A 26061-nucleotide genomic window follows, 5' to 3' on the forward strand; every position below is an offset into this window, starting at 1 on the left:
CAGGAAGACCGTGTGATCTCCTGGCGGTTCCGGACACATCCCATCCCCACTCCGCCGACCTCGGCGGCTACCGGCGGGACCGGGCGCGCAGCTTGGACATCCAGCTCGGCAGCCAGGTCATGACGGCCACCGTCGCGGCCAAGCTGCCGAGTGTCACGAAGAAGGCCCCCGGATAGAGGTGGTTCACCCAGCATGGCTGCCACTCGTCGAGGCAGGGGTGCGAGGAGCTCCTTCCGGGGATCGCGCGAGAGGCGGCCAGCGCGCTCACCAGGGCCACAGCCGCGCACACGATGCTGGCCACGGCCCATCGGGTCGAGCGCTCGCTCCCGGCCGAGTTGACCCGGCGGAAGGAGCGCTTGGCGGCCGTGAACGTGATCGGGAGCAGCACCCCGACGGTGGCGCCGAATCCGATGCCGTTCGCCGGCCAGTACGCGGCCAGAGCCCACAGCTCGTCACCGAGCCACAGCGACACTGCAAAGAATCCGCCGAGGGCTACGATCGCGGCGATCTGCTTGGCGATCGTCTTCCCGCTCGCCTTAGAACGGTTCATCAGCGGATCCTCTCGGTGGTCTTGTGCATTCGGCCGGTGCATGGCTGTGGCCTCGGTGAGCCCTCGAGCGCCGGGTTGGTCATTCGTCATCGCTCAGCTCAGCTGGGTGCGGCCCGTAGATTCGGGGGACGCTGGTGACGGCGACCCAGCGGATCCCCCACCCGCGCTGCTCCGGCCCGCAACGGGCCCGGCTCGCGGAAGACTTCCAGGCGCCTGTCGGCCAGGCGGCGCAGACGCCGCCGTCTGCGGTAAGGCGAGAGCCGCCGCATGTTCCCCATCAGCACCGGATCCGGGACACCGGCGCACACGAACTCCCAAGCGCCAGGTCCGGATCTGCGTACGCTCCCGCGAGCTCCCCCACTGCCGCCCCTGATGACCCAGCACGTTGTGCCACTCAAACTTCGGTGGCACAAACCTAATGATCATCAAGGTTCGATGGCAATGCTCAAGGTTCGATGACACAGGACATCCACCCCAGGACCGCTGAAGGGATTGCTCGGCGAACAGTTCCGATATATCGTTGAGGTATCGCGATCGATCAACGATGGCGACCGAATGAGGCTGATCACGGCCGATCAAGCGGAGGAGGGCGTTATGCGTTCCCAAGGACACGACCACGGACATGAGCATCGGCATGAGCACTGCGGACCCGGGCGCCGCGGCGGGAGGGGCGACTTCACCGACGGCGTCGAGAGGCTGCGCGCCGCCTTCGGGCCGTTCGGGCCGCCCTTCGGGGGGCCGCCGTTCGGCGGTGGCCGGGGCCGCGGCGGACCGCGCGGCCGGGCGCGGCGCGGCGATGTGCGCGCCTCGATCCTGGCGCTGCTCAAGGACCGTCCGATGCACGGCTACGAAATGATCCAGGAAATCGCCGAGCGCAGCGGCGGGGCATGGAAGCCCAGCCCCGGCTCGGTCTACCCGACCCTCCAGCTCCTGGAGGACGAGGGCCTGATCATCAGCGCCAGTGAAGGCGGCAAGAAGCTCTTCTCGCTGACCGACACCGGACGCGCCGAGGCCGACAGCGGCTCGGACGCACCCTGGGAGGACGCCGGTCGCGGCGTCGACTGGGAGGCGATGAACGAGATCCGCAAGGCGGGCGGCGGTCTGGTGGAGGCATTCCGCCAGGTGTGGGCCACCGGCACTCCCGAGCAGCGGGAGAAGGCCATGGCGGTGGTCAACAAGGCACGCAAGGAGCTCTATCTGATCCTCGCGGAAGAGGACTGAACGCCGGCTGGGGGGTGAGCGGTGCGGGGGCCATGGTCGGATGTCCGACCACGGCCCCCGCGTACGAGACGGCCTCCGTGTGTGTGGCCGCACGGCGTGCGCGTAAGGCCTCCCGCCGTGCGCCGTGTGCCGTTGCGCCAGGGCGCCGCGTCAGGTCAGGTGTCAGGTGACGGGTCCGGTCTCAGGTGATCAGTCCCCCGAGCTTTTGCAGCGACTCGTTCAGGGCCGCGCTCGCCGAATCCTTCAGTTTCCCGGCCATCAGTGACACCGCCGCGCCCGTGAAGGCCCCGTCGATGCGGACCGTCGTCGCTCCGCCGTCCGGCGTGAGTTCGTACCGCATCCCCAGGCCGACGCCCATCGGGCCCTTGCCCTTGATGTCGAGCAGACGGCTCGGCTCCAGCTCCCGCACGGTCCAGGTCACCTCGGCCGGGAAGCCCATCAGCTTCATGTTCTCCTCGTAGCCCGCGCCCACTTCGAGCTTTTCCGGGCCTCCCTTGGGGAAGGCGGTGTGGGTGGTGTTCCACTGTCCGTACGAGTCGAAGTCGGTGAGCCGGTCCCAGACCTTTTCGGCCGGCGCCTCGATGCGGGCCTGAGCGGTGACTTCGGCCATACGACCACCCCTTCGGTGACTGTCCCTGGCTGGTGCCGCGGAACGTAGCCGCATGGGGATGAAGGTTCAATACCGGCGGGCATCAATCCTGATGGCTCGTCAGATCGGTCGTTGGGCTCATGCGGTGGCGCGCCTGGGGAGGATCGGCGAGTAGGCGGTCCACCTGGTGGCGGCGCGGCCCGCGCGCCGGATCGACCAGCAGCAGCCGGTCCGGCCGCCCAACGGCTGTACTAGCGGTCGAGTGGCCATCGGACTCCCTTGTCCCCTCCTGGTTGGGGGTGCCTCTTCTCCTCCCTGAGGATGAGATGCGGTGCAGGCGTCCCCAACCAGGGTGGGATGCGCAAATGCTCCCCTCCGGGGATGTTCCGCCTCCCAGGGGCTGGTGGGGTGGGGACTGTGCAAAACCGGACTGCGTACACCGGCGGCGACGGCGCCGCTCAGGACGACCTCGGAACCCAGCTCACCGTGGAGCTCGCGTCCGTCGTGTCCGCTGCCCGCAGGCGGGCCACCCGCGACGGCGACCGGCAGGTGGACACCGCGCATCTGCTGCACGGCCTCCTGGAATCGGACCCCGCGGTACGCGACACCTTCGACGGCGGCCGGCAGGTCGCCCGGCTGCTCGGCTACCTCGTCCAGCGCAGCATCGGCTACGGCCTCCAGTGGCACGGCACCGTCGAGGACTCCGGCGCCGTCCCCCTGGTCGCCGAGGGCGGCGTCCCCGGCTGGTCGCCCGCCGCGGCCGCCGCCCTGGACGGCGCCCTCGACCGCGCCCACGCCCGCTACGCCACCCGCGCGGGCTGCCTCGACCTGCTCGCCGCCCTGGTGGACGACCCCGAGTCCCGGGCCGTCGAAGTCCTGCGCCGCGCCTCCGTCGACACCGCCCTGATCGCCGCTCGCCTGGACGGGGACCGCCCCGGCCAGGACTGACAGGGGTCTCGGGGTGGCGCTGCTGACGGCGGCTGTCATGATGACCCGATGCACGCGTCTTCGGGGAGCCCGGCCGGTCCGGCGACCACCACGGGCCAGGGAACTCCAGGGTCCCGTGGGACCCAGCAGCCACAGCCGGCCCCCGGGGCAACCGGCGGCGGCGCGGCCCGGGGGAGGCGCGCCGCCCTCGCCATCGCGCTGCTCTCCGCTCTCGCCTTCGGCGGCTCGGGCGTGGCCGCCAAGCCCCTGATCGCGGCCGGACTCGAACCGCTGCACGTCACCTGGCTGCGGGTGGCCGGCGCCGCGCTGGTCATGCTGCCCGTCGCCTGGCGCCACCGCGACCTGCCGCGCCGCCGGCCCGCCCTGCTCGCGGGCTTCGGACTGCTCGCCGTCGCCGGCGTCCAGGCCTGCTACTTCGCCGCGCTTTCTCGCATCCCCGTCGGCGTCGCGCTGCTCATCGAATACCTGGCACCCGCCCTCGTACTGGGCTGGGTGCGCTTCGTCCAGAAACGGCCGGTCACCCGCGCCGCGGCGGTCGGCGTCGTACTGGCCGTCGGCGGCCTGGCCTGCGTCGTCGAGGTGTGGTCCGGGCTGAGCTTCGACGTCATCGGCCTGGCCCTCGCGCTCGGCGCGGCCTGCTGCCAGGTGGGCTACTTCGTACTCTCCGACCATGGCAGCGACGGCGACGACGCAGTGGACCCGCTCGGTGTGAGCGCGTACGGACTGCTCATCGGCACCGCTGTGCTCACGCTCATCGCCCGCCCCTGGGGCATGGACTGGTCGGTACTCGGCGGCAGCGCGGACATGGCCGGCACCACGGTGCCGGCCGCGCTGCTCCTCGCGTGGATCGTGCTGATCGCCACGGTGCTCGCCTACCTCACCGGAGTGGTGTCGATCCGCATGCTCTCCCCGCAGGTGGCCGGTGTGGTCGCCTGCCTGGAGGCGGTGATCGCGACGGTCCTGGCCTGGGTGCTGCTCGGCGAGCACCTGTCCGCACCGCAGATCGTGGGCGGGGCGGTGGTGCTGGTCGGTGCCTTCATAGCGCAGTCGGCCAAGCCGAAGGCGACGGAGACGGTGACGGTGGCCGGGTCGGCCGCGAGGGGCCCCCGGGAGCCGGCCGTCCCGGGGAGCGCCGCATCCTCGGCGCGTTCCGGGACCGAGACCCGTTCCGGGACCGAGGCGCGCTCCGGAAACGAGTTGTCCGCCGATTCGCCCGCCACATAGGGTCACGATCATGCATTCGACTGTGCTGCCCCCTCCCGCCGCGTAGCGCGGGCGGCGGCCTCCGAGGAAGTCCCGGCTCGGGCAGGTTCCCGAGCCGGTCGTCGCTGCCCGCACAGGGGACCACGCGACCATTCCACGGCGCACCGCGCCGTCCTGGATTTCCCGGAGCACCTCTCCCATGCATGCCACTCCTACCTCCGCCCTGCCCGTAGGCCGGGGGCTGTTGTACGTAACGTTCGCCGCGACCGCCTGGGGCACCGCGGGCGCGGCCGCCGCGCTGCTCTACCGCGGTAGCGGACTCGGTCCGGTCTCCCTCACCTTCTGGCGCACCTTCGGCGGCCTCGTCCTGCTGCTCGCCGTACGTGCGCTGCTGCGCCGCCGTACGGGCGCAGTCATCGCCCCGAACACACATGGACCGGCCCGACGGCACATCACGCGGATCGCCGTCATGAGGATCGCCGTCACACGCATCGCCATCACGCGCATCGCCGTCACCGGCATCGCCCTCGCCGTCTTCCAGGCCGCCTACTTCGCCTCCGTCGAAGCCACCGGACTGGCCGTCGGCACCGTCGTCACGATGGGGGCGGGTCCCGTCCTCATCGCGATCGGCGCGCGCGTGACGATGGGCGAACGGCTCGGTACGGGTGGCGTCCTGGCCGTCGCCGGCGCGCTGGTCGGGCTGATCGTTCTCGTCTTCGGCGGAGGCGGCGCTGACACGGTCCGTCCCGCCGGCATCGGCTACGCCCTGCTGTCCGCCGCCGGCTGCGCCATGATGACGCTCACCACCCGGAGGCTGGGGAAGGGCGGCGGCAGCGACCCTTACGCCTCGACGATCGGCGCGTTCGCGGTCGGCGCCCTGTGCCTGCTGCCGTTCGCGGCGGCGGAGGGGCTGTGGCCTCAGGCGCACAATCTCGCCCGCAGCCTCGTCCTGATGGGTTATATCGCGGCCGTGCCGACGGCGCTGGCGTACGGGCTGTACTTCGCGGGTCTGGCGGCCGTGCGTGCCGCGACCGCATCGGTGATCTCACTGATCGAGCCGGTGTCGGCCGCGGCGATCGCGGTGCTGTTCCTCGGTGAGCGGCTCACGATGGCGACCGCGGTCGGAACCGCCGTACTGCTGACGGCCGTTGCCGCGCTGGCGGTGACGGAGGCGCGCGGCGCGGTGACGGCGGCCCGGTCCGCGCCGCTGGTGGGCTGAGGTGATGCCCGGCCGGTCGCGTCCGCCGCACCGGCCGGGCGTTCGTGTCGGCCGGCTGCCGGGCGGCCGGGCTGCCGGGCTTCCCGCCCGTCCTTTCAGGAACGGGGCGCATCGTTGGACGCGGACATGGACGTCATTGAGCCGAGGCCGAGGCTGTGGCCGTGGAGGTGGATGCGGCGGCGGCCAGGCGGCGTTGCTGGTGGAGGCGGGCCGCCGCGTCGCCGGGCGCGTCCCGCTCGGCGAGGCGCTCCGAGATGCGCTGCTGGACCGCCTCGCTCCGCTTGCCCGCGTACTTGAACTTGGCGCGTACGTCTCGGACTTCCAGCCGCAGACCACGGATACCGGAGAGCAGCCGGCCGTATGGAGCCTCTCCCACGGCGACCGGAGCCGAGCCGCCGTCCGGCTGGAAGTGGCCCATCTGCCTCTGCAACAGGGCGGCCTTGGCCTCCGGATCGTCCACGACATGAGCGGTACAGGTCAGCTGGACCGCGGCATAGAAGCTGGTCGGGACGCCGTGCTCGGCCGGCTGGTCCTCGGCCGCTTGCCAGGGGCCCGGTATGAAGGCGTAGTCGTCCACCACACTCAACAGGACCGTCGGCCGGTCCTCCAGCGCGCTCCAGATGGGGTTGGGGCGGGCCAGGTGTGTGACGGCCTCGCGGTGGGCCGGGTCGTACGCGAAGTGCAGCGGCTGGAGCAGCGGTGCCTCGCCCGGCGCACCGTTGGCGGCCAGCTGCCCGAAGTCGTGTGTGGCGAGCCAGTGTTGCCACTCGGCGTCGTCGGTGGGGGCATCCCAGGGGTGGATCAGCATGGGGTTCCTCAGTCTTCCGTGGCGGGGGAGAGCGCGGAGAGGTACGCCGGCAGAGTGGTGCCGGGCGCGAGGTCGTCGGACGGTATGGGGGCGCCGTACACGGGGGCCACGGGCAGGACGCCGCTCCAGTAGGGCAGCGCGAGGTCTTCCGGCTCGTCGTTGGGGCCGCCGGTGCGGATCTTGGCCGAGACCTCGCGCAGGTCGAGACGGATCACGGCGGTGGCGGCCAGCTCCTTGGCGTTGCCCGGCCGGGAGTCCGCGGCGCGGCCCGGCAGGACCTGGTCGACGAGCGCGTCGAGGGCAGCCGTCTTCTCGGCCTGATCGGTGACCTGATGGGCGGTGCCATGGACCACGACGCTGCGGTAGTTGATGGAGTGGTGGAACGCGGACCTGGCCAGGACCAGGCCGTCGACGTGGGTGACCGTGACACAGACCGCGAGGCCGGGGTCCGGCGTCGCGCCGGCCATCCGCAGCGGACGGGAGCCCGTCGAACCGTGCAGGTAGAGGCGGTCGCCGACGCGGCCGTAGAGCGTGGGCAGGACGACCGGGGCGCCGTCGCGCACGAAGCCCAGGTGGCAGACGTATCCCGCGTCGAGAATCGCGTGCACCGTCTCGTGGTCGTAGGCGGCGCGGTCGCGGGAGCGGGTAGGAACCGTGCGCTCGGTTGCCGCGTATGCCCCGTCTTCTGCGTCCTCTGCCGCTTCCGCCGATGCCTGCGATGACCCCGTTGCCGATGTCATCGCCGATTCCTTCGCCGCGTCCGCCTTATCCGCCTGCGCTGCCTGCTCTGCCTGCTCTGCCTGTTCCACGTGTGCCGTCTGCTCCACGTGCACCTGCTCTGCTTGCGTCACTTGCCAACTCCATTGCACTAGTGCACAATCATGTTTGTGCTAGGAGAGTATCGGATCGAAGGGCGGCGCGCATCGGAGATTGCCGCCAGCGTCGAGCGAGCCGTCGGTGCGGGCGAGCTCCAACCGGGCGAAGTTCTGCCCCCGCTGAGGGAGTTGGCCGTCTATCTTGAGGTCAATCCGAATACCGTCGCGGCCGCGTACCGCACGCTGCGCGACCGAGGTGTGATCGAAACCGCCGGCCGGCGCGGCAGCCGGGTGCGCCCACGGCCTGCGAGCACCTCGCGGGAGGCGCTGCGGGTAGAGGCGCCGCCGGGCGTCCGGGACACCTCGGACGGCAACCCCGACCCGGCCCTGCTCCCCCCGCTGGAACGGGCTCTGGCCGAGGCCGCGGCGCGCAGTGCCCGGCGCCCCGTGCTCTACGGTGCGCCCGCCGTCGACGACGACCTCGCGGCGCTGGCCCGCTCGGCCTTCGCAGCCGACGGCGTGCCGGACGGCCCCGTCGTCGTCACCAGCGGCTCACTCGACGCCATAGAACGTGTGCTGGCCGCGCACCTCCGGCCCGGTGACACCGTTGCGGTGGAGGACCCCGGATGGGGCAGCCTGCTTGACCTCATCCCCGCGCTCGGACTGCGCGCCGCACCGGTCGGGCTGGACGACGAAGGGCCGCTGCCCGAGCAGTTGGCGCGCGCGCTCCAGGACGGCGCTCGGGCGGTGGTCGTCACCGACCGGGCGCAGAACCCCACCGGAGCGGCCGTCACCCGCGCCCGCGCCACCGAACTCCGCACACTGCTGGCCGAACACCCCGGCGTGCTCCTCATCGAGGACGACCACGGCCATGGCATCGTCGATCTCCCGCTGCATCCGCTCGCCGGCGTCACCGACCACTGGGTGCTGGTGCGCTCCACGGCCAAGGCGTACGGTCCGGACCTGCGCCTGGCGGTGCTCACCGGAGACACCGTGAGCGTGGACCGGGTGGGTGGACGCCAGCGCCTGGGGCCCGGCTGGGTCAGCCATCTGCTCCAGGACACCGTCGCGCACCTGTGGCGGACGTCCGCGATCGAGCCGACGGTGGTTGCCGGGGAGTACGACCGGCGGCGGGGCGCGCTGATACGGGCGCTGGCGGAGCGTGGCGTGACCGCGCGAGGGCGCAGCGGGATGAACGTCTGGGTACCGGTACCGGACGAGACGGGCGCGGTGGCCCGACTCCTGCACGCTGGCTGGGCGGTGGCCCCCGGCGCACGCTTCCGCATGCATTCCCCACCGGCCGTACGGATCACCGTGTCCCCCCTGTCCGACGACGACATAGAACCAGTGGCAGACGCGGTCGCGTCGGCGACGGGGGTGGGTGCGGCCCGGCGGTACGAGTGAGGGGAGCGGCGGGCGCGCGGTCAGGAATGGGCGAAGCCCGGGCCGGGCGCAGCGGGGCAGTTGGCCGCGCCCGTGCGCGGTCTACGAGCCGGCGCTGTGCTTGGCCGTGGTGGATGCGGCGGTGACTGCTGACTTGGCGGCGGACTTGGTGGCGGTCGTCGGGGTGGGGCGGGGCTTGCTCTGGGTGAGGGCGGCGCCGGCCAGGACGATGAGGGCCCCGACCGGTGTGTTCCAGCTCAGCGGCTCGTTCAGAAGGGCCACACCGGCAGTCGTGGCGATCACCGGGATGAAGTAGGTGACCATCTGGGCGTTGGTGGGGCCGATCTCGGCGACCAGGCCGTACTGCAGGAGGAAGGCGAGGCCGGTGCCCAGCGCGCCGAGCGCGAAGACGGCGAGCAGCGGGACGATCGGGTAGGCGGTCGGAAGGGACGTGAACAGGGGGGTCACGACGGCCAGTTGGAGGGTGGCCAGCATCAGCTGGGCGCTGGACATGGAGAGGTGGGAGTGCTTGGCGCCTGCCAGGGTGCGGCGGACGTAGATCCATCCGATCGGGTAGCAGAGCGAGGCGCCGAGAGCCATCGCGGTGCCCGCCAGATCCGTGCCGGCGAAGCCCTGCCAGGCGCCGAGCACAATGAGCACACCCAGGAAGCCGAACCCCAGCCCCGCGACCCGGCGCCGGGTGGGGCGGTCCTCGGAGAGAGCGACGACCGACAGCGCCATGCCCCACAGCGGGGAGGTGGCATTGCAGATCCCGGCCAGCGTGGAGGGGATCGTCAGCTCGGAGTAGGCGAAGAGGGAGAACGGGAGGGCATTGAGGAGGAGCGCGGCGACAGCCAGATGGCCCCAGGTGCGGGCGGAGCGCGGCAGCCGCTCGCGCTTGATCGCGAGCATCGCCACCAGGACCATCGCGCCGAATGTGACCCGGCCCAGCGTGACCTGCAACGGCGCAAACGCGTGGGTGCCCAGCTTGATGAACAGGAAGCTGAAGCCCCAGACGAGGCAGAGCGCGGCGAAGCGGACCGGCCAGGCGAGGGCCCGCCGGTGGACGGGGCCGTTCCCGGAGCCGGGGGAGGCCGGCGTGTCCGCAGCGGCGGGTGTGGCGGTAGGGGTGCGTGAAACGGTCCTCGGGGCGCTCGATGCCGTCGGGGTACGCGAAACGGTCGGACCGCTCCAACTGGTCGCGCTGGTCGCACTGGTCTCGCTCGTCGAGGCGGTTGTGGTGCGGACCGTCTGAGAGTTCGCGCTGTGCGCGGAGGGAGTGGCTGGGCCGGTGGTGGTGCTCATGACGTCTACGATGCGGGGCACAACTTCGTAGGACAAGCGAGAATTCGTGGCGTATATCGATTAGCATTGCTTACATGTTGAACCTTGATCGTCTACGGACGCTGAGTGCGGTCGCCCGCCATGGTTCGGTGAGTGCGGCCGCCGACGGACTGCATGTCACGACCTCGGCCGTATCCCAGCAGATCGCCAAGCTGGAGCGGGAGACCGGGCAGCAACTGCTGGCGAAGAACGGGCGCGGGGTGCGGCTGACCGACGCGGGACGACTGCTCGCCGACCACGCCGTGCGCATCCTCTCCCAGGTCGAGCTGGCGCAGGCCGAGCTGGAGGCGCATCGCGGCCAGGCGGTCGGCGAGCTGCGGCTGGGCGCGTTTCCCACCGCGGCGCGCGGGCTCTTCCCGGCCGCGCTCGCCGCCCTTCGCGCCGAACACCCCCAGCTCCGCGCGCGGCTGGCGGAGCTGGAACCGGAGGATTCCGTACGGGGCGTGGTGCGTGGGGACATCGATCTCGCGGTGGTCCTCGACTGGTACAACCGGCCGCTCTCGCTGCCCGACGGGCTGGCGAAGGCTCCGCTCCTCGACGACCCGGCCGATGTGGCGATGCCGTCGGACCACCCGCTGGCGCACCGGCGATCTGTGGAGCTGGAGGATTTCGCGGACGATGAGTGGATCTCCTGGCCGCAGGGGGAGTTCTGCCACGACTGGCTGATGTTCACGCTGCGGAGCAAGGGCATTGAGCCGCGCATCGCGCACATGGTGGAGGAGCACAACACCCAACTCGCGCTGATCGCTGCCGGGCTGGGCGTCGCGGTCGCCCCGCGTCTCGGTCGTGGGCCGGTGCCGGAGGGGGTGAGCGTGGTGCCCGTACGCGATCCGATGCGCCGTCATGTCTATGCCATCTGGCGCGCCGATGCCGACCGTCGGCCCTCGATCCGAGCCGCCGTCGGCGCACTCCGGGAAGCGGGGAAGAACATGGCGAGCAGCATCTGATCGCCCGCCCGCCCGCTTGCCCGCCTGCTCGGGCGTCGGTGAGGCCGGTCGGGGTGGTCAGGCCGGCGGGACGATGTCCCGGATCACGCCCAGTCGCAGCAAGTCCTGTGGGCGGACGCGGAGTTGATCGGCGGTGGCCTGCACCTGCTGGTCGTCTCGCTTGAGGATGGCGGCGGCCAGCTCTGGGGCGATCACGGAGAAGTAGCTGTCGGGTGTCGCCCAGAGCCGGCCCGGTGCGGCGAGGGCCAGCGCGCCGCCGGATCCGCCCTCGCCTATGAGCAGGGAGGTGACGGGTATGCGTGCCGAGGCGAGCGCGGCGAAGGCGTCGGCGATGGCCGCACCGGCCCCGGCGCGTTCGGCCGCCGCGTCATTGGCGGCGCCCGGGGTGTCCACGAGGGTGAGCACCGGTATGCCGAGCCGGTCCGCGAGGCGGACGAGGCGGGTGGCGGTACGGAACCCGGCCGGGCGCGTCGCCGTGCCGCACTGTGCCGCGAAGGCGATCGTCCGGCCGCCGCGATGCCCGAATCCGCAGCGCATCCCGGTGTCGACGCCGCCGCACCGGTCGCCGCTGATCTCCTCCCAGTCGTCGAAATACGCCCGCAGATACGCCTCGGCGCGCGGCCGCCGGGTGTCGCGGGCGCGGACCACCGCACCCCAGCCGCTTTCCGGCAGGTCGTGCACGCCGAGTGCGTACGGGGGAGGCACCGGTTCGGGAACTGCTCGGGAAGCCGCCCCGGCCTCCGACTCCCTTGTTCCGCCCAGCAGTTGAAGCCATCGCCGCAGCGTGGCGCGCAGACCGTCGGGCGGGACGATGGCGTCGATGTGGCCGCCCGCGAGCTGGCCCTCGGCCGAGTAGGCGTAAGGATCGGCGTCGCCGGGGCGCACCCGCGAGCCCGCGAAGCCGACCTGTGCACCGGGCAGGGCGAGGATCACATCGGCGCCCGCGCCGAGCGTCGCCCAGCCGCCACCGGTCGTCGGATCGCGCAGTACGGCGATCTGCGGCAGCCCCGCGGCGCGGTTCAGTGCCGACTGCCCCGCCACCCGCTGGAGCTGCGTCAGTGCCCGCATGCCCTCCTGCATCCGGCTGCCGCCCGTGGCGATCAACGACACGACCGGCAGGCCCCGCTCGCGGGCCCCGGCGTACGCGGCCTCCAGACGGTCGCCGGTGCGTTCGCCGAGGGAGCCGCCCAGATAGCCGAACTCGAAGGAGATGAGGACGGTTTCGGTGCCGCCTATGGTGGCGACGGCGGTGACCACCGACTCGTCCTCGCCGGTACGTGCGCGGGCGCGCGCCCTGGACGCGTCGTAGCCGTGCCAGCCGAGCGGTCCGTCCGGCTGGTCCCCGCCGGGCCGGTCGGCGGCGCGGGGCGCTCCGGCACCGACGGGCGCGGCCGGTTCGACGTACGCATCCGCCACCGCCGCGATGGCCTGACGGGCGGTCAGCCGCTGGCTGGGCATCGCGCCCTGTACGGCGTCATGCGCGGAGCTCCCGTTGTCAGGCATGGAGCTCTCGCTTGAGGATCTTGCCCATGTCGTTGCGTGGCAGTGCCTCCACGAAGTGGACGGTGCGTGGTCGTTTGTGTGGCGCGAGCTGGCGGGCGACATGGTCGGCGAGCTCCTGGCCGGAGGGCGGCGGGCCGGCGTCCGGGCCGGTCTCGGCCACGATCCAGGCGACGATCCGCTCGCCGAGGTCCTCGTCAGGCTCGCCGGTGACGGCCGCCTCGGCCACCCCGGGGTGTGCCAGCAGGGCGTTCTCGATCTCGCCCGCGCCGATTTTGTAGCCACCGCTCTTGATCAGGTCGGTGGCCTTGCGGCCGACGATGCGGTAGTTCCCTGAGGCATCGCGGAGCGCCATGTCACCGGTGCGGAACCAGCCGCCGTCGAAGGCCTCGGCGGTGGCATCGGGGCGGTTGAGGTACTCGACGAAGAGGTTCGGGCCGCGGACCTGGATTTCGCCCACCGCCTCGCCGTCGCTGGTCTCGATGGCCTGGCCCGCGTCGTCGACGAGCCGGACGTACACCCCCGGCAGCGGCACCCCGACCGTCCCCGCGGCATCCGGGCCGTCCGCCCGCACGCTGGTGTTCATCAGCGTTTCCGTCATGCCGTACCGCTCGATCACCCGCCGCCCGGAGGCCGCCGCGATCCGCTCATGATCGGTCAGTGGCAGCGCGGCCGACCCGGAGACCAGCAGCCGGGCTCGGGACAACGCCTTGGCGAGCACGGGGTCGCGGCCGGCCTCGGTGGCCAGCCGGTGGTACATCGTCGGTACGCCGAACAGCATCGTGCCGTCCGCGGACAGCTCCCGGGCGACGCCTTCGGCGCTGAAGCGCCCCAGGTGGTGGACGCTGCCGCCGCGGCGCAGAGGGCCGAGGATGCCGAGGATCAGGCCATGGACGTGGAAGAGCGGCAGGGCGTGGACGAGGACGTCATCGGCGGTCCACTGCCAGGCGTCCTCCAGTGCGTCGAGGGTGTGGGCGATGGCGCGCCGGGGGAGGACCACGCCCTTGGGCGGCCCGGTGGTGCCGGAGGTGTAGACGATCAGTGCCGGTGCCTCGTCGCCCGGCTCGTAGGGGAGCGCGACCGGCTCGGACTCCTCGGGTGGCTCGGCCGCGTCGACGTCGACCCGGGGGAGCGCGGCGAGCGCGGCCGGAAGAGCGGCTCCCGGCTCGGCGAGGACGAGCGACGGCGCGCTGTCCGCCACGATGTGCGCCAGCTCGCTCTCGCCGATCTTCGGATTCACCGGCACCGCCGGCACCCCCGCGAGCAGCGCGGCGACGACGCCGACCGAGGTCTCCAGCGTCGGGGTCGCCCAGACCGCGACCCGGCTCTCGCCGCCGATCCGGTCGGCGAGCGGGCCCGCCACCGCGGCCAGTTGGCGATAACTGAGCGCGCGGTCGCCGAAGCGCAGTGCGGGTGAGGGCGAAGCGTCGCACAGCGCGGGGAAGAGCACGTTCACCGGATCTCCTTCGTCTTCGCCGACGCCCGGTCGGCACGGCCGGAGCTGCCCCGCTGCCGCAGTCGTTGCGGCGGGGAACGAGCTGACGCATACCACTCTCGCAGAGACCACTGACAACGCGATCTCTTCGAGCCGAGCCGACGAGGCAGGTGACCGCCTGATCACGCCTGATCGCGCTCGATCACCGCCTATGCCCGCCCGGTGACGACGCGATCTCTGCCGGCGTTGCACCGTGCCCGCCCCGCCCTCACCCCGGGATCTTGCGGAAGTCCCACGAGGCGACGGAATCCGGCGTCAGCCGCAGCCACGCGTGCCGGCCGTCATGCGGCATCGCGTCCATCCCGAAGTACTTCGCCGCGAACAGCCCCTCCGGGGCGTGCAGTTCGGGGCAGGGCTCGCCCGTACGGGGCGCCTCGCCGACGAAGTCCGCCCGCCCCGCCAGCTCGGCCCCGCGCAGCTCCCCGTACTCGTGCCCGTCGTCGACGACCACCGCGATCCGCGGGTCCTTGAGCAGTTGCGCCCACCGCTTGCTGCGGGTGATCGAGTACAGCCATAGCGCCGTCCCGTCCCAGACGAACCACAGTGCCCCTATGTGTGGCGCGCCGTCGCCGCCGACCGTGGCGACCCGGCAGGTCCGCTGCTCCGCCAGGAACGCGTCGAGCTCGCCCGGCGTCATCATGATCCGGCGCCCGCGCCGCTGTGTGCCGGATGTCTGTGTGCCGGTCCTTTGCGTGCCGGTACCTTTCGTGCCGGTCCGTTGCGTGTCGGTCCGCTGCGCGTCAGTCCGCTGCGTGTCGGTCATCCGATATCGCCCTCCGCTGTACGGGGCAGGTGTCGGCCGAGGGGAGCGCCCCCGCGTCGACCCCGAGATCCGGCCGTCGCCCCACCATCATCTGACTGCCTGTCAGAAACCTTGGGGGAATCATGAGTGCTCTTCCTAACGGACGCAATGCCGGATAGCCTCGCGCGCCTCGAACAGGTCCACCGGAACGGAAACCCCGGAACGGAAACCCCGGAAGGGAAACCCCGGAACGGACACCCGGATGGAAGTCCCGGAACGGAAACCTGGTCGGAAGTCCCGGGCGGAAAGCCTGGAAGCAAGCTTTGGAAACAAGCCCCGGAAGGGCAGCCTGGAAGGAATGCGATGCCTTCGGACGCACGGCTCATCGAGCAGCTGGACCCCGCCTCGACGGTGCTGCTCACCGTCGAGTGCCAGCGCGGTGTCGTCGGCCCGGACAGTGCGCTGCCCGAACTCGCCGACGCGGCCCGTAAATCGGGGGCGCTGGCGAACGTCGCCCGGCTGGTCGCGGCCGCCCACGACGCCGGTGTCCAGGTGCTGCACGCGGTGGCCGAACGCCGCCCCGACGGCCGCGGCGCCAACCACAACGCCCGCCTCTTCAGGGCGGCCGAGCGGCTGCCCGTCCAGCAGATGATCGGGTCCACCGCCGTACGCATCGCCGAACCGATCCCGGTCACGGAGGACGACCTGGTGGTGCGCAGGCTGCACGGGCTCTCGCCGATCGCCGGTACCGAGGTGGACGCCCTGCTGCGCAACTTCGGGTGCCGGACGCTCATCGTCACCGGGGTGTCGGCGAATGTGGCAATACCCAACGCGGTGTTCGACGCGGTCAACCTCGGCTATACGGCCGTGGTGCCCGCGGACGCCATCGCGGGGGTGCCCGCCGACTACACCCCCGCGATGGTTCGCAACACCCTCGCGCTGGTGGCCACCATCACGAAGACCGATGACGTCCTGACCTGCTGGAAACGGCCGCGCCGCGCCCGCTGACCCGGGGGGCGCGGGCGGAGCCACGCGGAGCCGGGGAAGGGTCGCGGGCCGGCCGGTCCGCAACTGCCCTGTGCCGTCTCAGCCCAGCGCGACCGAGCCGCCCTAGACGTTCACCTTGGCCATCGGCAGCCCCTGGGCGGCGGGACCGTGCCGCACGTTGCCGTCCGCGATGTCTCCGCCGAGACCATGGCCGCCGGCGCCGGCGCCGGCGCCCGCGCCCCCGGATCCGCGTCATCGGCGACGACGAACTCACCGACCTCGGCCGTACGTTCAACACCATGGCCGCCACACTCCAGGCCGACGCCGCCACACTGCGTGCCATGGAGAGCAGAGCGCGCCGCTTTCGCTCGCCCTGCGGCCACGGAGGCGAGTAACCAGTGGAGCGTGCTGCCTCCGATGTCGTCGCGCAGGTGGAGGAGGTGTTCGCCCTGGCTGTTGGTGATGAGCGCGGATACTCCGGTGCCTGGTGTCGTGCGTTGCGGTGGGAGCTCGCCACGGTGGCCAGCGGCGGGACGAGACCCTGGACCCGTCATGACATCGGTCCTGCCGGGCGCAGCAGTGAGACCAGCAACCCGGTGAACTGTGTTGCCGCCCAGGGGAGTCGACGGCCGAGCATCGTCTGCACCTGGGCTTCGCGGCGGCGGAAGACCGGGTGGTCGAGCGGTACGTAGACGACGCCTTCGGCGACCGGGTCCGGGTGCAGGTTGCCCAGGTTGCCGACGAGTGCGATACCGCCGCCGGAGCGGACGAACTCGTATTTCGGGGCCAGGGCGTCGCAGACCAGGGCCGGCTGGGCGGTCAGGTCCTCCAATTGCACGCCGGTGTCGAAGAGGTCGCGGTGGGTGGTTCCGGTTGGCGGCAGGGCGAGGGGGTACGCGCACAGTTCGGCCAGGCCGACCCGTTCCCGGCCGGCGAGTGGGTGTCCGGGCGGGACGATGGCTGCCATCGGTACCACGACGGAGCACTCCACCCGTACGTCGTGCTGCGGGCCCATCGCGTAGGTGACGGAGATGTCGGCGATTCCCTCGGCCACCCTGCGGGTCGCCTCCTGGTGGGGTACGCCGTCGAGCTGGAACGTCACGTCCGGGTGGTCGTGCCGGAAGGCCGCCATCGCGTGCGGGACGAGGCGGCGTGCGAATCCCTCCGAGCAGGCCACGGTGACGTTGCGGGCGTCCGCGCCGCTGCCCGTGCGCAGTTCGGTGAGGAGCGCGGAGGACTCGGCCTCGCTGCGGCGGGCATGGGCGACCAGGCGTGATCCGGCGTCGGTCAGGGTCATTCCGCGCGGATGCCGGATGAACAGCGGGACGCCGACCCCGGATTCGAGCTTGGCGATCTGCCGGCTGATCGCCGAGGGGGCGACCCGCAGGTTCTGGGCGGCCTCACTCACGGCCCCCGTGCGGGCGACTTCGAGAAAGTACGCCAGGCTCACCGGCATCAGCTGCATCGGACCTCCATGGGGCTGGGCGGCGTGCCGTCTGACGCGTACACCGGTTTGCCGAAATTAGAACGCCAGGCAGCGCAAACGGCAATAGTCAGGGCGGGGAGGCGCCCTTACGCTGCTGAGCCAACACGGCACGTGCCGTGCACCCGTACCTGCGCCACGCTCAGGAGTAATCACCAGTGATCACCGAAAATCTGGTCCAGCGAGCCGAGGAGTACGTCGACTCCGGCGCCTTCTTCGCCGATCTGAGCGCCATGGTCGCGTATCCGACGGAGAGCACCCGCCCGCAAAGTCACCTTGCCGTTAAGGCATACCTGGATGAGATGCTCGTCCCCGCGCTGACCGGCCTCGGGTGCTCCGTAGCCCAGTACGCCAACCCGGACTCCTCCGGTGGCCCGTTCCTCGTCGGCACGCGCGTCGAATCCCCGGAGCTCCCGACGCTGCTCTGTTACGGCCACGCCGACGTGGTGGACGGTCACGCAGGCAAGTGGAGCAACGGTCGCGACCCATGGACCCTGACCGCCGATGGCGACCGGTGGTACGGCCGCGGGGCGGCCGACAACAAGGGGCAGCACCTGGTCAACCTCGCGGCGCTGCGGCTGCTGCTGGCCGAGCAGGGGTCGCTCGGCTTCAACCTGACCTTCCTGTTCGAGACCGGTGAGGAGATCGGCTCGCCGGGCCTTGCCGCCTTCGCCGCCGCGCACCGCGAGGAGCTCCGAGCCGACATCCTGATCGCCTCGGACGGGCCGCGTCTGGACGCAACGACGCCGACGCTCTTCCTCGGGGCGCGCGGGGGCGTCAGGCTCCTGCTCGACGTCGACCTGCGGCCGGATGCGTACCACTCCGGCAACTGGGGCGGCGTCCTGCGCAACCCCGCCACCACCCTGGCCGGTGCCATCGCGAGCCTGGTCGACGGGCACGGCCGTATCCAGGTCCCCGCACTGCTGCCACCCGGCCTCCCGGATCAGGTGCGGGACGCGCTCACCGGCGTTGCGGTCGGGGGCAGTCCCGGCGACCCGGCCCCCGACGAGGGGTGGGGCGAGCCCGGCCTGACCCTCGCCGAGCGGCTCTACGGCTGGAACACCCTTGAGGTCCTGTCGCTCGGCTCAGCCGACATCGACCACCCGGTCAACGCGATCCCCGGCCGGGCACGCGCCGCCCTGCAGTTGCGCTATGTGGCCGGCACCGAGGTGAGCCGGGTGCGGGAGGCCATTACCGAGCACCTCGCCGCCCGCGGCTACCCGATGGTCGACGTGACCGTCCACAACAGCTTTCCCGCCAGCCGTACGCCGCTCGACGACCCGTGGGTGCGCTGGGCCAAGACGACGCTGGAGCAGGCCACCGGCAACGCTGTCGCCGTCCTGCCCAACATCGGCGGCTCACTGCCCAACCACGTCTTCACCGACATCCTCGGCCTGCCCACCCTGTGGCTGCCGCACTCCTACCCCGGCTGCCTCCAGCACGCACCCGACGAGCACCTGCTCGGCACCATCGCCCGCGAGGGCATCGTGCTGGCGGCCACGCTCTTCCACGCCCTCGGCCACCCCTCGGCCGGCCTCCCGCTCCCCACACGCATCGGCTAACCCTCCACTCCCCGCACGCGCCCCGGCCCACCTCCCGCTCCCCGTCCCCCGCTCGGACTGACGACCGTCAGCCCGGCGCTTGCCGGAAGGACCCGCGATGACCGAAACCTCCCCTCAACCGACCCAGCCGGGCACGTCCCCGGCCACGCCCCCGAGACGAGCGTCCACCAAGCGCGCGATAGTGGCGGCGACCATCGGCAACGCCCTTGAGTTCTTCGACCTCGCCCTGTACGCCCTGATGGCGACGTACATCGGCAAAACCTTCTTCCCCGACGACGACCCCGGCATCCAACTCGTCCAGACCTTCGCCGTGTTCGGCATCACCTATCTGGTCCGCCCGATCGGTGGCCTGCTGCTCGGCTCGTACGCCGACCGGCAGGGGCGCAAGAAGGCGCTGATGCTGTCGATCCGGCTGATGGTGCTCGGGACTGTGCTGATGGCGTTCATGCCCGGCTACGCCACGCTCGGGTTCTTCGCACCGCTGGGCATAGTGCTCGCGCGACTGGTTCAGGGCTTCGCGGCCGGTGGCGAATTCGGCGCCGCCACCTCCTTCCTGGTCGAGCAGGACAGCCGGCGCAAGAGCTTCTTCGGCAGCTTCCAGTTCGCCAGCCAGGGGCTCGCCACCGTAATGGCCTCCCTGTTCGCCACGGGCCTGACCGCGACGCTGTCCGACGCCCAGATGACGGCCTGGGGCTGGCGGGTACCGTTCGTCTTCGGCCTCCTGGTCGGCCCGGTCGGCTATTTCGTACGCCGCTACGTCGAGGAGTCGCCCGAGATGGCGCAGCTACCGGCGGCGCGGGAGCGCGGGGAGACGCCTTCGCCGATCCGCTCGGTGTTCCGCCGCCACTGGGGCGGCCTCCTGATCGCCGGCGGGGCGCTGATGGTCTCCACCGCACTCAATTACACCCTGCAGTACCTGCCCACCTTCGCGATCAAGGAACTCGGCCTGGACGACTCGCTGTCGTTCACCGCCCTGCTCATCACCGGCGTCATCCTCACCTTCGGTACTCCGGTCGTGGGCCTGCTCGCCGACCGCTTCGGGCGGCTGCGGATCATGGTCCCTGCCGCAGTCCTCATCGGCCTGAGCGCCGTTCCGCTGTTCATCTGGCTCACCAAGGCACCGTCCTTCCTGGTACTCGCGTTGTGCATGACGGTCCTGGGCCTCCTGAAAGCGGCGTACTTCGGCGCGCTGCCATCGGTGATGTCCGACGTCTTCCCGGTGGAAGCCCGCGCGACCGGGCTCGCGTTCAGCTACAACACCACGGTCGCCCTCTTCGGCGGCTTCACCCCCACGATCGCCGCGGCGCTGGTCACGGCGACCGGCTCCCAGGTCTCACCGGGCTACTACCTGATGGCCGTCTCAACCCTGAGCATCGCCGCGCTGGTGGGCGGGTACCGGATCCGCGGTATCCGCTGAGAGGGCGTTCGCAGGTGCCCGAAGGAAGCCACCGAGCTCCTATGGCTCATCGCGGATGGGTCACCCGGGCCGGGTGACGCCGGGTCAACGCACGTACTACCGGCGGCTGAACGCACCCCATTTCCCAGCCGGCGTGATCGATCCACGGTGCGACTGAGTTACATCCGTTACAAACGTTACGGATGAACGCAATAGTAACTTTCTAGGTTCTTTGTTGCGGCCACCCCCATTCGAACGCCAACTCCGGTATTTCGTCGCACACATCGGCAGACCCTGACGTTCCCGCTCTGGGGATCACGGCCTGGCAAGGTGCGTTCAAACCCGGTGCGCCGCACTCCCCCCCCCACGAATCGGCGCGGCCCCCAGCGGCCGATGCCCGACTGATAGGAGACCGTGTGTCAACGCGACTGCAGACCGAGCTCATTCCGGGCCGGCGCAAGAGCAGTGTGGTGGCCGGGGCACTCGCCACCGCGTTCCTCACCGGCATATCCCTGATCGGTTCCCAGACCCCCGCTTTCGCCGACGATGGTCAGACCGCGAAGGTCGCCGACGGCACCTATGAGTCCGATCAGGATGTCCTCGCCGCGATGGAGAAGACGGATCCGGTCAACTCCTCGGAATCCTCCATGGGTTACCCGGCCGGGGTGGACAAGGACAAGGACGGCAACGTCAAGGCATTCACCCTGGCGGACGTGCAGAGCAAGTACGACCCCGAACAGGCCGTCAAGGACGCCCAGACGGCGGCGACGCAGTACGCCGCCGACGAGAAGCACTCCGCGCCGCTGCGGGAGAGCGCCAAGCACCTGTCCGACGGATGGGCCGATGCGACCAAGCCCAGCGGCACCGAAATCCGCCAGAACACCAAGGACGACAAGCTGTCCGGCGGCCAGACCGCCGAGCAGTACTGCCACATGACCAACAGCGACTCACAGAGCCCGTCTTACGGTCAGTCGGCGCCCTGCATGTTCGTCGGCAAGCTCGACGAGAAGTACCCGCAGCGGGGCGCCAGCGACGGCCTCACGGGCGAGGGCAAGCTCACCTACAAGGTCACGGCGTCCGTCGCCGACGAGCAGAGCACGACCGAAGGCTGGCAGGTGGGCGGCAAGATCACGCCCACGATCAGCGGCGACGGCGGATCGGTCGGCGGCGAGGCCAGCTTCACCTACAGCTACAGCTCCACCTCCACCACCAAGGTGCAGAACACCCGGGAGTCGGACGTCGAGATCAACGTGCCGCAGGGCAAGAAGGGCTATCTGGAGGGCCGGGCCAACGGCGCCACCTACACCGGCTACATCGTCGTCCGCGACCTCGACGGCAGCAACCAGGAGCACGTCGTAGCCATTCCCGCTCGGGTCTTCATCCAGGCCCCTGGCAGCAGCAGCTCGGTCACCTGGGTCAAGCGGCTCACCGCCGCGTAACAGACCGGCCCAGCTCGGTGCGGGGTGCAGCGAGCGGGCCCAGCTGATCTACCAGCGCACTAAGAAGCGGCGTCAGCGCAAAATCGCCACCGCCATGGACGCCGACGTACGCCGTCTCCTGCCCGCGGGCAGGAGACGGCACTTCTGTCCGCCCACCTGCCCAGTGGGCCACCCCTCTTGCCCATCTTCAGGAGGTCTTCTTGTCTCTGCCTTTGATCCGGCTCGCCGTCGGCCCCACGAACGGCACCGCCCACTACGGCGTCCGGCTCGATGCGGCGCCGTTGACCACCGGCGCCACTGGAAACGAGCAATTGTCAAACCCTGTTGATCAGTTGAGGTTGCTCAGGTGACTGCGGCCACGAGTTCCCCCCAGGGACGGGCAGTTGCGGATGTGAGGTTCAGTGACCATCGTCGGCGAAGTCGGCCAGGGCGAGTGGAATTCAGATCGAGGCGCGGAGGGCTTTCCGCAGGAGTTCGCCGAACTCGGCGGGGTGCGTGGTCAGGCCGGTGTGCCCGCCGGGGAAGTGCTGGAGTTCCGTGCCGAGGCGCTCGGCCAGGAGAGCGGCCGGACGGTAGGGCAGCTCGCCGCGTGAGTCCTGGCCGCAGGCGAGTACAAGCCGGTCCGACAGTGCCTCCAGCCGGTGGGTGTCCGGGGTGTAGGACATGAAGCTGGGCACGATGCGTCCGACGAAGTACGGCAGGTTGGCCATCGTCCGCTCGGCCCGCGCCGCTGCTTGCGGCGGAAGCTTGAGCTCGACCTTCGGTTCAGTGGTGTCGCCGTCCTTCTTCAGACCCGCTGCGAACACGGCCATCGCCGGCATGAGCCCCTGGGTGCGGAGCGTCTCCTGCACATGTGCGATGAGCGTGCGATGGTCGGCGGCGTCCGGCAGGACCTCCACTATCGGCGGCTCGTGCGCCACGACGCGTTCGACGCGTTCGGGATGTGCGGTGAGCAGGTGCAGGGCGGCGATCGCGCCCGAGCTGGCGCCGAACACCCGGGCGGGCTCACCGGGCGACAGTAGTTCCAGCATGCGGAACGCGTCGTCGGCGTGTTCGGCCACGCGCTGCTCGGCCTCGGGGTCGTCCAGCGTGCTTCGGGACATGCCGCGCGGGTCGTAGGTCGCGACTGTGTATTCAGTGGCCAGGTCGTCGGCGATGCCGTCGAAGGAGGCCGCGTCGCCCGCCCCTCCGGGGATCAGCAGCAGGAGCGGGCCCTGGCCGCGCACTTCGTAGTGCAGGGTCGCGCCGTTCACGGGCAGGCTGCCGGTGGTCGGGGTGGTCGGGGTGGTCATGGGGAGTCTCCTTCTCGGGACGGGGGCCAGTTCTCCAGGAGGGTGTGCAGGGCGTCGAGGGCGCGGACCCAGGAGTGCTGCGAGGACCGCTTGTGCGCGAAGCCGCCCGCGGCCTCCAGGGCGACGAACCCGTGGAACGTGCTGCGCAGCAGCCGGACCGCGTCGGTCAGGTCGGGCTCGGCCAGCCCGTAGCCGCGCAGCATGCCGTAGGTCAGCTCGACGGCACGCCGCGGTCCGGGGGCTTTTGCGGCGAGCTCAGGGTCGATCTGGATCGGGGTCTGCGTCGCCGTGTAGCGGCCGGGATGCGTGTGGGCGTACTCCCGCCAGGCGTTGGCAAACGCGACCAGTGCGTCCTTGCCCGCCCGCCCGGCGGTCGCCTCGGCGATGCGGATGGTCTTCTCGTCCGCTGCCAGCAGCGCGATCCGTCCGCGCAGATCCTCCAGGTTGCGAACGTGCGTGTAGAGGCTCGCGTCCTTCACGCCGAGCCGCCGCGCCACCTGCGACATGGTCACCCGGTCGAGCCCGACCTCGTCCGCCAGCTCGGCGCCCGCGATCGTCACCCGCTCCGCCGTCAGCCCGGCCCGCGCCATTCGCCCTCCTCGGTTCCTAGAGATCCAAGGTATAACCTAGAGCCCCTAGGAAGGCAAACGGAAGACAGGTTCACGGAGGTGCCGCTGGTCACGCCGTGACGAGGTGGGGTGCGAGGTCGGAGTGACCGAAGGATTTTCTCGAATGCCTCAGCCCTGAGTGCCTTTTGCTTGAGTTCCCCGGCTCCGGCCGTCGAGTGCGCCGTCGGGGGTCCGGTCCCGCCAGTCGGGAAGGTCTTCTCCTCGGGCAGCCGGTAGAAGGCGGCGTTGCTCTCGACGGTGGCGAACTGCCGCGCGTACTCCTCCAGCCGCAGCCGCTGCGGCCGGTCCCGCGGGTAGAGGGCATCGCGCCAGTTTTTGTACTGCCAGCCGGAGGTTCCGAACTCTCGCGGCGACGGAGCAACCAACTCGCCTCCGTTCGCCTCTCCCTCACCAGGAACACACCTTTCCCACCGAAGAACACGGTTGGTCACCTTGCGGCTACCCAAGGCTGATCAATTGTCAAATTTCGATTTAACAAGGTCGGAAACCGACCTTCTGGCTTTACATGCCCATGCCATAGTGCCCAGGGTTTGCACGGGGTCGCCCGACCCCCGCAGTGCGCAACAGCACTGCGCGTACGGGCGGTTGGTTGGCCGGCCGCCCACGTGCTAAAGGACCCGAAACAGTGCGTAGACCCCACATACGCAGCTTGGCTATCGCCGTCGCGGTGACGACGGCCGCGACCGTCACAGCAGGGGTGGCAGGCACCGCCACCGCGGCCCCCTCGGTCGTTCAAGCCTCAGCTCCCACTTCCTCCCCCACACACGCGTCGATCGTGGACGCGGCCCGCGCCGCCGCGTATGCCCACGCTTCCGCCACCGGCGTCGGCAAGAAGGACGGCCTCAAGGCCACGGATCTCCTGGTCGACCCGGACGGCACGCAGCACGTCCGCTTCATACGGACCCACCGCGGCCTGCCGGTGCTCGGCGGTGACCTCGTTGTCCACCTGGACGCCAAGTCCGCCTACCAGGACGTCACCCGGGCTTCCGGGCGACAGATCGAGGTGCGGTCCACCAGCCCGAAGCTGTCGGCCGGGGAGGCTGCGGCGAAGGCTGCCACCGCCGCGCAGGGCCAGGCCGGCGCAGCCGAACTGGTCGTGGACGCCCGCGTCGGCCGGACGGCGCTGGCCTACCAGGTGCGGGTGACCGGCAGCCGCACCGACGAGGCCGGCGGCGTCCGTACGGTCGTCGTCGACGCCGCCACAGGATCCGTACTCAGCAACATCCCGGTCAACGACTCGTTCCTGTCGCCCTCCGTACAGGACAAGCTGCGCGAGCGGGGCGAGAAGCTCAGGCCCGCGACCGGGCTGACCGGCGCCGCCCCGACCGCTGCGGGCAAGGCCGGCAAGTCCGCCGGCTTCCCGGCCGCGGCCACCGGCACCGGCTCTTCCTTCTTCGTCGGTAAGGTGCCGCTTTCCACCACGCAGACCGCGAAGAACTCCTTCGTCCTCAAGGACTCCACCCGCGGGAAGACCGAGACGCGGGACGCGGGCGGCAAGGCACTGGAGAAGTTCGCCGACGGCAAGGCGTTCACCAGCACCAACAACCGCTGGGGCAACGGCAAGACGAGCGATCGCGGCACGGCTGCGGTGGACGCGCAGTACGGCATCACCAGCACCCTCGACTTCTACAAGAAGACGTTCGGCCGCAAGGGCATCAAGAACGACGGCACCGGGGCACGCGCCCTGGTGCACTTCGGCAAGAACGTCGGCAACGCCTTCTGGTCGTCCGACTGCGGCTGCATGCTCTACGGCGACGGTGACGGCAAGACCTTCACCAAGCCGCTGGTCGTCCTGGACGTCACCGGCCATGAACTCACCCACGGCGTCGTCGACGCGACCGCCGGCCTCCAGCCCACCCGTGTCGACAGCGAGGGCAACCAGTTCGGCGAGCCCGGCTCCCTCAACGAGTCGCTGGCGGACATCTTCGGAAGCGCGGTCGAGTTCGCGGCCAACAACCCGAAGAATCCGCCGAACTACCTGATGGGCGAGAAGCTCGGCCTTGAGCAGAAGTTCCTGCGCCGTCTGGACAAGCCCTCCCTCGACAAGCTTGAGGGCACCGTCGACTACTGGTCGAAGGAGTCGTACGACACCGAGGTGCACGCCGGCTCCGGCGTCTCCTCGCACGCCTACTACCTCCTTGCCGAGGGCAGCGGGCAGAAGGAGATCGGCGGCGTCGCGTACGACTCTCCCACGTACGACGGCTCCACGGTGACCGGCATCGGCAGGGACAAGGCGACGGCGATCTACTACCGTGCGCTGACCCGGTACATGGTCTCCACGACCGACTTCCACGACGCCCGGACCGCGACCCTGAAGGCCGCCAAGGACCTCTACGGGGCCAACAGCGCCGAGTACAAGACGGTGGACAAGTCCTGGGCTGCCGTGAACGTCACGGCAGCCAACGCGCCAGCCGGCAAGCATCGCCGCGGTGGCGTCCGGCCTTGCGGCGGCTCTTGGCAGCTGCGGGCTGATCTGGGAGCGCACCGGCGCGAGCTGCTTGCGGTTCGC

22 protein-coding genes and 1 pseudogene are annotated in these 26061 nt (G+C 70.8%); 11 read left to right on the forward strand and 12 right to left on the reverse strand.

Going from position 1 to position 26061, the window contains the following annotated elements; all coding sequences use genetic code 11:
• Window positions 1-67: 67 nt before the first annotated feature.
• Window positions 68-550 carry a hypothetical protein gene (locus AB0I10_RS27790; RefSeq protein WP_363155372.1) on the reverse strand — a complete coding sequence of 161 codons (483 nt, stop codon included), beginning with the start codon at window positions 548-550 and terminating at the stop codon, window positions 68-70.
• Window positions 551-1144: 594 nt separating this feature from the next.
• Here AB0I10_RS27790 and AB0I10_RS27795 point away from each other — a divergent pair.
• Complete coding sequence (locus AB0I10_RS27795; protein ID WP_363155373.1) at window positions 1145-1771, forward strand: PadR family transcriptional regulator; 627 nt, start codon at window positions 1145-1147, stop codon at window positions 1769-1771.
• A gap of 181 nt (window positions 1772-1952) precedes the next feature.
• Here AB0I10_RS27795 and AB0I10_RS27800 read toward each other — a convergent pair whose 3' ends face one another.
• Complete coding sequence (locus tag AB0I10_RS27800; RefSeq protein ID WP_363155374.1) at window positions 1953-2381, reverse strand: SRPBCC family protein; 429 nt, start codon at window positions 2379-2381, stop codon at window positions 1953-1955.
• 396 nt (window positions 2382-2777) lie between these two features.
• Here AB0I10_RS27800 and AB0I10_RS27805 point away from each other — a divergent pair, with 396 nt between their 5' ends.
• The 3 genes from AB0I10_RS27805 (at window position 2778) to AB0I10_RS27815 (ending at window position 5730) form a co-directional block, all read left to right on the forward strand.
• On the forward strand, window positions 2778-3308 hold the full coding sequence (locus tag AB0I10_RS27805) for a Clp protease N-terminal domain-containing protein (protein ID WP_363155375.1): 531 nt from the start codon (window positions 2778-2780) through the stop codon (window positions 3306-3308).
• Window positions 3309-3356: 48 nt separating this feature from the next.
• Window positions 3357-4532, forward strand: coding sequence for an EamA family transporter (locus tag AB0I10_RS27810; RefSeq protein WP_363155376.1), 1176 nt, complete (start codon window positions 3357-3359; stop codon window positions 4530-4532).
• Window positions 4533-4710: 178 nt separating this feature from the next.
• The gene (locus AB0I10_RS27815) at window positions 4711-5730 is read left to right on the forward strand and encodes an EamA family transporter (RefSeq protein WP_363155377.1); all 1020 of its coding nucleotides are present in this window, start codon (window positions 4711-4713) and stop codon (window positions 5728-5730) included.
• 133 nt (window positions 5731-5863) lie between these two features.
• Here the strand turns inward: AB0I10_RS27815 and AB0I10_RS27820 are convergent, their stop codons facing one another.
• The gene (locus AB0I10_RS27820; protein ID WP_363155378.1) at window positions 5864-6538 is read right to left on the reverse strand and encodes an FMN-binding negative transcriptional regulator; all 675 of its coding nucleotides are present in this window, start codon (window positions 6536-6538) and stop codon (window positions 5864-5866) included.
• 8 nt (window positions 6539-6546) lie between these two features.
• Complete coding sequence (locus AB0I10_RS27825; protein WP_363155395.1) at window positions 6547-7278, reverse strand: pyridoxamine 5'-phosphate oxidase family protein; 732 nt, start codon at window positions 7276-7278, stop codon at window positions 6547-6549.
• Window positions 7279-7425: 147 nt separating this feature from the next.
• On the opposite strand from AB0I10_RS27825, the gene AB0I10_RS27830 reads away from it, so the two are divergent.
• Entirely contained in the window at window positions 7426-8757 is a 1332-nt protein-coding gene (locus tag AB0I10_RS27830) for an aminotransferase class I/II-fold pyridoxal phosphate-dependent enzyme (RefSeq protein ID WP_363155379.1), read from the forward strand.
• A gap of 81 nt (window positions 8758-8838) precedes the next feature.
• On the opposite strand, the gene AB0I10_RS27835 is transcribed toward AB0I10_RS27830, so the two are convergent.
• Window positions 8839-10041, reverse strand: a complete 1203-nt coding sequence (locus AB0I10_RS27835; protein ID WP_363155380.1) for a DMT family transporter — start codon at window positions 10039-10041, stop codon at window positions 8839-8841.
• Between the two features lie 74 nt (window positions 10042-10115).
• Here AB0I10_RS27835 and AB0I10_RS27840 point away from each other — a divergent pair, with 74 nt between their 5' ends.
• Window positions 10116-11027: a LysR family transcriptional regulator gene (locus tag AB0I10_RS27840; RefSeq protein WP_363155381.1), complete on the forward strand. Its 912-nt coding sequence runs from the start codon at window positions 10116-10118 to the stop codon at window positions 11025-11027.
• Window positions 11028-11084: 57 nt separating this feature from the next.
• Here the strand turns inward: AB0I10_RS27840 and AB0I10_RS27845 are convergent, their stop codons facing one another.
• The 3 genes from AB0I10_RS27845 to AB0I10_RS27855 form a co-directional block, all read right to left on the reverse strand.
• The gene (locus tag AB0I10_RS27845) at window positions 11085-12530 is read right to left on the reverse strand and encodes a carboxyl transferase domain-containing protein (protein ID WP_363155382.1); all 1446 of its coding nucleotides are present in this window, start codon (window positions 12528-12530) and stop codon (window positions 11085-11087) included.
• Window positions 12523-13983: an acyl-CoA synthetase gene (locus tag AB0I10_RS27850; protein ID WP_363155383.1), complete on the reverse strand. Its 1461-nt coding sequence runs from the start codon at window positions 13981-13983 to the stop codon at window positions 12523-12525. Before AB0I10_RS27850 ends, AB0I10_RS27845 begins: the two co-directional genes overlap by 8 nt.
• 247 nt (window positions 13984-14230) lie before the next feature.
• The gene (locus AB0I10_RS27855; RefSeq protein WP_363155396.1) at window positions 14231-14662 is read right to left on the reverse strand and encodes a pyridoxamine 5'-phosphate oxidase family protein; all 432 of its coding nucleotides are present in this window, start codon (window positions 14660-14662) and stop codon (window positions 14231-14233) included.
• Window positions 14663-15127: 465 nt separating this feature from the next.
• Here AB0I10_RS27855 and AB0I10_RS27860 point away from each other — a divergent pair, with 465 nt between their 5' ends.
• Window positions 15128-15772 carry a cysteine hydrolase gene (locus AB0I10_RS27860; RefSeq protein WP_363155384.1) on the forward strand — a complete coding sequence of 215 codons (645 nt, stop codon included), beginning with the start codon at window positions 15128-15130 and terminating at the stop codon, window positions 15770-15772.
• A 529-nt stretch (window positions 15773-16301) separates the two neighbouring features.
• Here the strand turns inward: AB0I10_RS27860 and AB0I10_RS27865 are convergent.
• Window positions 16302-17216, reverse strand: a complete 915-nt coding sequence (locus AB0I10_RS27865; RefSeq protein ID WP_363155385.1) for a LysR family transcriptional regulator — start codon at window positions 17214-17216, stop codon at window positions 16302-16304.
• A 176-nt stretch (window positions 17217-17392) separates the two neighbouring features.
• Between AB0I10_RS27865 and AB0I10_RS27870 the strand changes: the two genes are divergently transcribed.
• The 3 genes from AB0I10_RS27870 (at window position 17393) to AB0I10_RS27880 (ending at window position 21631) form a co-directional block, all read left to right on the forward strand.
• Window positions 17393-18796 (forward strand): M20 family metallopeptidase, encoded by a 1404-nt coding sequence (locus AB0I10_RS27870; RefSeq protein ID WP_363155386.1) that lies wholly within the window; start codon window positions 17393-17395, stop codon window positions 18794-18796.
• Window positions 18797-18893: 97 nt separating this feature from the next.
• Complete coding sequence (locus AB0I10_RS27875) at window positions 18894-20213, forward strand: MFS transporter (protein ID WP_363155387.1); 1320 nt, start codon at window positions 18894-18896, stop codon at window positions 20211-20213.
• A gap of 395 nt (window positions 20214-20608) precedes the next feature.
• Window positions 20609-21631 carry a hypothetical protein gene (locus AB0I10_RS27880; RefSeq protein WP_363155388.1) on the forward strand — a complete coding sequence of 341 codons (1023 nt, stop codon included), beginning with the start codon at window positions 20609-20611 and terminating at the stop codon, window positions 21629-21631.
• Window positions 21632-22071: 440 nt separating this feature from the next.
• Here the strand turns inward: AB0I10_RS27880 and AB0I10_RS27885 are convergent, their stop codons facing one another.
• The 3 genes and pseudogenes from AB0I10_RS27885 to AB0I10_RS27895 all read right to left on the reverse strand — a co-directional run.
• Window positions 22072-22923, reverse strand: a complete 852-nt coding sequence (locus tag AB0I10_RS27885) for an alpha/beta hydrolase (protein WP_363155390.1) — start codon at window positions 22921-22923, stop codon at window positions 22072-22074.
• Window positions 22920-23513, reverse strand: a complete 594-nt coding sequence (locus AB0I10_RS27890; RefSeq protein ID WP_363155391.1) for a TetR/AcrR family transcriptional regulator — start codon at window positions 23511-23513, stop codon at window positions 22920-22922. The genes AB0I10_RS27885 and AB0I10_RS27890 overlap by 4 nt, the downstream gene beginning before the upstream one ends.
• A gap of 201 nt (window positions 23514-23714) precedes the next feature.
• Window positions 23715-23917 (reverse strand): annotated as a pseudogene (locus AB0I10_RS27895) (DUF72 domain-containing protein); the annotation flags it as partial.
• Between the two features lie 284 nt (window positions 23918-24201).
• Here AB0I10_RS27895 and AB0I10_RS27900 point away from each other — a divergent pair.
• Window positions 24202-26061 (forward strand): M4 family metallopeptidase (locus tag AB0I10_RS27900; protein WP_363155392.1); only part of this gene is annotated, 1860 nt, incomplete at its 3' end.

Source organism: Streptomyces sp. NPDC050636 (assembly GCF_040654775.1).
Taxonomy (GTDB): Bacteria; Actinomycetota; Actinomycetes; order Streptomycetales; family Streptomycetaceae; genus Streptomyces.